We start from the raw sequence: 7,380 nt of genomic DNA, 5'->3' as shown, positions 1-7,380 counted from the left end.
CTCTTATCCTATGCGGAGAGAGGGACTTGAACCCTCACGACCTAAAGCGGTCACAGGATCCTTAGTCCTGCGCGTCTGCCAATTCCGCCATCCCCGCGTCGATTACTTTACTAGTATATCAACTTTTGGGATCCTTGTCAACACTTTTTTTCAATTTTTTTCATTTCATCAAATAAATTACTCTGAAATTTCATTTAGATTTTCATCTACTAACTTAGCTCCAAGTGTATTTTTGAAATGACCTAGGGCAAATTGATGATTTTCAGGCCAGATAGATGCAACAGCCGGTTTAACAATCTCGATGTCATATCCTAGATTATAGGCATCTATAGCTGTATGCAGGACACAGATATCCGTCAAAACTCCGGTTAAAATAACTGTAGAAATTCGACGCTCTCTCAAACGGATATCCAGGTCAGTCCCTGAAAAAGCAGAGTAATGGCGTTTATCCATCCAAAAGACACGACTGTCTGAACTATGCTCTTGATAAAAGGTCCCCAAATCTCCGTATAAATTCCGTCCACTAGTTCCAATCAAATTGTGAGGAGGAAATAATTTACTTTCTGGATGGAAACAATCGTTTTCTTCATGAGCATCGATGGTAAAGAAGATGTAATCTCCTCTTTCAAAAGCCAACCGAGTCACCTTGCCAATGGCATCTGAAATTGCCTGAGCTGGAGCACCTGCTGTCAATTTTCCACTATCAGCCACAAAATCTTCTGTATAATCAATCGAAATCAAAGCCTTAGTCATTAGTAATCTCTTTTCTTCACTTCTTCAAAAATATCTGAAATCAAGACCTTAAGGTAGGTTCCCTTCATTCCAAGTGAGCGACTTTCAATAATCCCAGCAGACTCAAGTTTACGAAGAGCATTAACGATCACAGAACGGGTAATACCGATACGGTCTGCAATCACTGACGCAGTCAACTGTCCCTCATTTCCGTTTAACTCCCCTAAAATTGCTGAAACAGCACGGAGTTCTGAATAAGAAAGGGTATTGACCGCCATGGTAACAGCAGTACGGCGACGGATATTTTTCTCATCCTCTTCACGTTGGAAGTTGAGAAGCTGAATCCCAACAACGGTACTGGCAATCTCAACAAGGATCAAGTCCTCATCTTCGAATTTCTTATCATTGCGCCAAATAATCAAAGAACCTAAACGAATCCCTGACACATGAATCGGTGCAATAGTCGTCAAGCCATCAGGAAAGTCGGCACGACTTTCCACAGGGAAAATACTTAAATCATGATCAACTGTCAGATTGGCTTCTGTATCGTAGATCATGTTCGCACCTTGAATGTAATCATCCGGGAAAATTTTAGTCTGGAAGAATTGCTCTACACGATCTGTATTGGTTTTGTAACGCATAAAATAGCCAAGGAGACGTCCCTTGCTATTAACGATACAGGCGTTACAGTCAATAATATCAGCCAATTGACGGGTAATCGCATTGTAGGGAAGTTCTTCCTGCAACTGCTCGTCTGAGCGCTTCAGGATAGAAGTAATTTTTCTAGTTTTTTCTAATAAATGTGCCATTTTTCACCTCGAATTTAATCGCTATCATTATAACATAAACAGCTTGAATTTTCAATTATTATCTGAAAATTGCTTATTTAATTGCAATTTGAAAAAACAAGAATATTTTTAATTAAATTGCTTCTTTTCTATTGACAAGCCCCTTATTTTTGTGTATTATAATATTACAAGAAGATAATATATCTATTTTATTTATCTTTCTTTTTCCATTCGGTCTCCTTATATAAAAAAGCGATTCGTTTTGAACCGCTTTTTCTTATTTATCGCCCTTGTTACGAATAACAAAGCCTGTTTGCTTTTCACTTGAAGTATTGCGTGGTTTTTTATTATCCTTACGATAACGTTTTTCCTTATCATAACGATCATTTCCACGACTGCCGTTTTTGAAATCATCACGGCGACCATTGCCACGGCGTTCGCGATCACGACGGTCATCTCCACGACGACTTCCCTTACCTTTACCACCGAAGCCATTACCTGATGGTTTAAATGGCAGTGGTTTTTCACGCGCAATCTCCACTTCAGGAAGGCTATCTGGATCTTGGACAGTCAGACTCAAGATATACATGGCCAATTCTTCTGGAGTAAATTCAGCAGCCAACTTGCGAGCATCCTTACCAAATTTCTCAAAGTTGCCACGGATTGTCTCATCTGCAAAATCACGTTCGATTTTCTTGAGTGCAACCTGTTTCTTAGCTTGGAAGGCTTCTTCTGCACTTGCAGGTTTAAGACCTTTCATGCGCTTCTTAGTCAAGTTTTCAATAATTTGAAGGTAACCCATTTCGTTTGGAGCAACAAAGGTAATCGATTGACCTGATTTACCAGCACGACCTGTACGACCGATACGGTGAACATAACTTTCAGGATCTTGTGGAATATCGTAATTATAGACATGAGTTACACCTGAAATATCCAAACCACGCGCTGCCACGTCTGTTGCAACCAAAACATCTAGATTGCCGTTTTTGAAGTCACGAAGGACACGAAGACGTTTGTTTTGGTCTAGGTCTCCATGAATTCCTTCTGCACGGAAGCCACGGATTTTCAAACCACGAGTCAATTCATCTACACGACGTTTGGTACGACCAAATACGATAGCAAGTTCTGGTTGTTCCACATCCATAAGACGAGTCATGGTATCAAATTTTTCTTGTTCTTTAACACGAATATAGTATTGGTCAACCAATTCTGTTGTCAATTCCTTAGCAGCAATCTTGACATGCTCAGGTTCTTTCATAAACTGAACACCGATACGTTTGATAGCATCTGGCATGGTTGCTGAAAAGAGTAGAGTTTGACGACTTTCAGGAACACGAGAGATAATAGCTTCGATGTCTTCAAGGAAGCCCATGTTGAGCATTTCGTCCGCTTCATCAAGGATGAGGGTTTCAATATCGTGCAATTTCAAAGCCTTGCGTTTGATCAAATCCAAGAGACGGCCTGGTGTTCCGACCACGATGTGGGCACCCGATTTAAGGGCTTTAATCTGTTTCTCAATGCTGGAACCACCGTAAACTGAGCGAACTTTCACTCCCTTGCTACGACCAAAGCGGAAGAGTTCTTCTTGACTTTGAACAGCGAGTTCACGAGTTGGAGCGATGACCAAGGCTTGAATAGTTGCTGCTTCTGTACGGATTTTTTCAAGGGTTGGCAAGCCAAAGGCCGCTGTTTTCCCTGTACCAGTCTGAGCTTGACCGATAACGTCCTTGCCTTCTAGAGCCAAGGGAATAGTTTGTTCTTGGATAGGACTGGCTTCTACAAATCCAGCTTTTTCAATCTCTGCTAACAAATCAGCAGACAAGTTAAATTCATTAAATTTCACGTTTTTCTTCTTTCTAAAGATGGTGCGAAGCCATCCTATAGCGCTTAGTATATACTTTTCTTTTTATGACGTATTTTCATATACTGGATATAAAATCGTGTTGCTTCTTTTCCACAAAAGAAAAGTACTGTTTTCTTTGCAACCTATCTAGTATAACACAAGAGAGAAGCAAAAGATAGCCTAATCCATCGATAAAGTCATGTAAACGATTTTTCTGAGAAAATAAAGTTAAACTTTCCACTATTTCATAAACTTTTTTAAAGCGTAGCAGAATTGTGCAAAAGTTTTTTTCTTGTGCTAGAATGAAATTCGAATAGGAGGAACTCTAAATGTTAACTTATGATTTAATCGTTATCGGATTTGGTAAAGCTGGTAAAACACTAGCAGGTAAATTGGCTTCAGCTGGTAAAAAAGTTGCCCTCGTTGAACGTAGCAAAGCTATGTACGGTGGAACTTGTATAAACATCGGTTGTATCCCAACTAAAACTTTGCTGGTTGCTGCTGAGAAAGACTTGTCTTTTGAAGAAGTGATTGCTACCAAAAACACTATCACTAGTCGCCTCAACGGTAAAAACTATGCGACTGTTGCTGGTACAGGCGTCGATATCTTTGATGCGGAAGCTCACTTCCTTTCAAATAAAGTCATCGAAATCCAAGCTGGTGATGAAAAGAAAGAACTGACTGCTGAAACAATCGTCATCAACACTGGTGCTGTTTCAAACGTCTTGCCAATCCCTGGACTTGCTACAAGCAAAAACGTCTTTGACTCAACAGGTATCCAAAACTTGGACAAATTACCTGAAAACCTTGGAGTCCTTGGTGGTGGAAATATCGGTCTTGAATTTGCCGGCCTATACAACAAACTTGGAAGCAAGGTTACAGTCCTAGATGCCTTGGATACTTTCCTTCCTCGTGCAGAACCTTCCATCGCAGCTCTTGCTAAACAATACATGGAAGAAGACGGTATTGAATTGCTTCAAAATATCCGTACTACTGAAATCAAAAACGACGGTGACCAAGTGCTCGTTGTGACTGAAAACGAAACTTACCGTTTCGATGCCCTTCTCTACGCAACAGGACGTAAACCAAACGTAGAACCACTTCAACTTGAAAATACAGATATTGAACTAACTGAACGTGGTGCTATTAAAGTAGACAAACATTGTCAAACAAACGTTCCTGGTGTCTTTGCAGTTGGAGATGTCAACGGTGGCCTTCAATTTACTTACATTTCACTTGATGACTTCCGTGTTGTTTACAGCTACCTTGCTGGAGATGGCAGCTACACACTTGAAGACCGTCTCAATGTACCAAATACTATGTTCATCACACCTGCACTTTCACAAGTTGGTTTGACTGAAAGCCAAGCAGCTGATTTGAAACTTCCATACGCAGTGAAAGAAATCCCTGTTGCAGCAATGCCTCGTGGTCACGTAAACGGAGACCTTCGCGGAGCTTTCAAAGCTGTTGTTAATACTGAAACAAAAGAAATTCTTGGAGCAAGCATCTTCTCAGAAGGTTCTCAAGAAATCATCAACATCATCACTGTTGCTATGGACAACAAAATTCCTTACACTTACTTCACAAAACAAATCTTCACTCACCCAACCTTGGCTGAGAACTTGAATGACTTGTTTGCGATTTAAGTTGAGTTTAATCGTATCTAACAGCCCTATCGGGGCTGTTTTTGTTTCTGCTAAATCTCATACTCTTCGAAAATCTCTTCAAACCACGTTAGCTTCGCCTTGCTGTATATATGTTACTGACTTCGTCAGTTCTATCTACAACCTCAAAGCAGTGCTTTGAGCAACCTACGACTAGCTTCCTAGTTTGCTCTTTGATTTTCATTGAGTATCAAATCTGTCTTTTCCCTCTTTTATGATATAATAGAAACATGAAATTAAAAACTACCTTGGGCCTTCTTGCTGGGCGCTCTTCTCACTTCATTTTAAGCCGTCTTGGCCGTGGAAGTACACTCCCAGGAAAACTTGCCCTTCAATTTGATAAAGATATTTTACAAAACCTTGCTAAGAACTACGAGATTGTCGTGGTCACTGGAACTAACGGAAAAACCCTAACAACTGCCCTGACTGTCGGCATTTTAAAAGAGGTTTATGGTCAGGTTCTTACTAACCCAAGCGGTGCCAACATGATTACAGGGATTGCAACAACCTTCCTAACAGCCAAGTCTTCTAAAACTGGGAAAAACATTGCCGTCCTCGAAATCGATGAAGCCAGCCTATCTCGTATCTGTGACTATATCCAGCCAAGCCTTTTTGTCATCACCAACATCTTCCGTGACCAGATGGATCGCTATGGTGAGATTTACACAACTTATAAGATGATTTTGGATGCCATTCGTAAGGTGCCTACAGCCACTGTTCTTCTAAATGGTGATAGCCCTCTTTTCTACAAGCCAGCTATTCCAAATCCTGTAGAGTATTTTGGTTTTGACTTGGAAAAAGGACCAGCCAAACTGGCTCACTACAATACTGAAGGGATTCTCTGTCCCGACTGTCAAAGCATCCTCAAATATGAGCACAATACCTATGCCAACTTGGGGGCCTATATCTGTGAAAATTGTGGCTGCAAACGTCCTGATCTCAACTATCGCTTGACAGAACTAGTTGAGTTGACCAACAATCGCTCTCGCTTTGTCATTGACGGACAAGAATACGGTATTCAAATCGGTGGTCTCTACAATATCTACAACGCCCTAGCTGCAGTTGCTATCGCCCGTTTCCTCGGTGCAGATTCGCAACTCATCAAGCAGGGATTTGACAAGAGCCGTGCTGTCTTTGGACGCCAGGAAACCTTCCATATCGGGGACAAGGAATGCACCCTTGTCTTGATTAAAAATCCAGTTGGTGCAACCCAAGCTATCGAAATGATTAAACTAGCTCCTTATCCATTTAGCCTATCTGTCCTCCTCAATGCCAACTATGCAGACGGTATTGATACTAGCTGGATCTGGGATGCGGATTTTGAACAAATCACTGACATGGACATTCCTGAAATCAATGCTGGCGGTGTTCGGCATTCTGAAATTGCACGTCGTCTCCGAGTGACAGGCTATCCAGCTGAGAAAATCACTGAAACAAGTAGTCTGGAGCAAGTTCTCAAAACCATTGAGAAGCAAGACTGCAAGCATGCCTATATCCTAGCTACCTATACTGCTATGCTGGAATTTCGTGAACTGCTGGCTAGTCGTCAGATTGTTAGAAAGGAGATGAACTAATGGTTTATACTTCACTTTCCTCAAAAGATGGCAATTACCCTTATCAGCTCAACATTGCCCACCTCTACGGAAATCTTATGAATACCTATGGGGACAATGGCAATATCCTCATGCTCAAGTATGTGGCTGAAAAACTAGGGGCCCATGTGACCGTTGACATCGTTTCACTTCATGATGACTTTGACGAAAATCACTACGACATCGCCTTTTTCGGAGGCGGTCAAGACTTTGAACAAAGTATCATTGCTGACGACCTACCTGCTAAAAAAGAGAACATTGACAACTACATCCAAAACGACGGTGTAGTTCTGGCTATCTGTGGTGGTTTCCAACTATTGGGTCAATATTATGTTGAAGCTTCAGGGAGACGTATCGAAGGACTAGGGGTCATGGGCCACTACACCCTCAACCAGACCAATAACCGTTTTATCGGTGACATCAAGATTCATAATGAAGATTTCAATGAAACCTACTATGGATTTGAGAATCATCAGGGCCGTACCTTCCTCTCAGATGATCAAAAACCACTGGGACAGGTTGTCTATGGAAATGGAAATAACGAAGAAAAGGTCGGCGAAGGCGTTCATTATAAAAATGTCTTTGGTTCTTACTTCCACGGGCCTATCCTCTCTCGTAATGCCAATCTAGCTTATCGCCTAGTTACTACTGCCCTCAAGAAAAAATATGGTCAGGACATCCAACTCCCTGCCTATGAGGACATTCTCAGCCAAGAAATCGCTGAGGAATACAGCGACGTGAAAAGCAAGGCTGACTTTTCT

General features: G+C 41.4%; 6 protein-coding genes and 1 tRNA gene. 3 read left to right on the top strand and 4 right to left on the bottom strand.

Annotated elements, in window-relative coordinates:
- Positions 1-11: 11 nt before the first annotated feature.
- The 4 genes from O3599_RS09675 to O3599_RS09660 form a co-directional block, all read right to left on the bottom strand.
- Positions 12-97 (bottom strand) — tRNA-Leu (locus O3599_RS09675).
- Positions 98-177: 80 nt separating this feature from the next.
- Positions 178-753: a cysteine hydrolase gene (locus O3599_RS09670; protein ID WP_265493548.1), complete on the bottom strand. Its 576-nt coding sequence runs from the start codon at positions 751-753 to the stop codon at positions 178-180.
- Positions 753-1,541: a GTP-sensing pleiotropic transcriptional regulator CodY gene (gene codY, locus O3599_RS09665; protein WP_000940721.1), complete on the bottom strand. Its 789-nt coding sequence runs from the start codon at positions 1,539-1,541 to the stop codon at positions 753-755. Before codY ends, O3599_RS09670 begins: the two co-directional genes overlap by 1 nt.
- 256 nt (positions 1,542-1,797) lie before the next feature.
- Positions 1,798-3,363 (bottom strand): DEAD/DEAH box helicase, encoded by a 1,566-nt coding sequence (locus O3599_RS09660; protein ID WP_371512722.1) that lies wholly within the window; start codon positions 3,361-3,363, stop codon positions 1,798-1,800.
- Positions 3,364-3,692: 329 nt separating this feature from the next.
- On the opposite strand from O3599_RS09660, the gene O3599_RS09655 reads away from it, so the two are divergent.
- The 3 genes from O3599_RS09655 to gatD all read left to right on the top strand — a co-directional run.
- Positions 3,693-5,009: an FAD-containing oxidoreductase gene (locus tag O3599_RS09655; protein ID WP_004255717.1), complete on the top strand. Its 1,317-nt coding sequence runs from the start codon at positions 3,693-3,695 to the stop codon at positions 5,007-5,009.
- Between the two features lie 248 nt (positions 5,010-5,257).
- Positions 5,258-6,601: a lipid II isoglutaminyl synthase subunit MurT gene (gene murT, locus O3599_RS09650; RefSeq protein WP_261017723.1), complete on the top strand. Its 1,344-nt coding sequence runs from the start codon at positions 5,258-5,260 to the stop codon at positions 6,599-6,601.
- Positions 6,601-7,380: lipid II isoglutaminyl synthase subunit GatD (gene gatD / locus O3599_RS09645; protein WP_261017722.1), on the top strand; the 780-nt coding region annotated here is incomplete at its 3' end. The genes murT and gatD, both read left to right, overlap by 1 nt.

The sequence above is a fragment of the Streptococcus sp. 27098_8_103 genome (assembly GCF_041432345.1).
Classification (GTDB): domain Bacteria; phylum Bacillota; class Bacilli; order Lactobacillales; family Streptococcaceae; genus Streptococcus; species Streptococcus mitis_BV.
This window is presented reverse-complemented; position numbering and strand designations above follow the sequence as displayed.

Excerpts from the sequence above, each read along its gene's own strand:
- O3599_RS09670 (WP_265493548.1), bottom strand. The coding sequence starts at position 753 with ATGACTAAGGCTTTGATTTCGATTGATTATACAGAAGATTTTGTGGCT.
- codY (WP_000940721.1), bottom strand. The coding sequence starts at position 1,541 with ATGGCACATTTATTAGAAAAAACTAGAAAAATTACTTCTATCCTGAAG.
- O3599_RS09655 (WP_004255717.1), top strand. The coding sequence starts at position 3,693 with ATGTTAACTTATGATTTAATCGTTATCGGATTTGGTAAAGCTGGTAAA.
- murT (WP_261017723.1), top strand. The coding sequence starts at position 5,258 with ATGAAATTAAAAACTACCTTGGGCCTTCTTGCTGGGCGCTCTTCTCAC.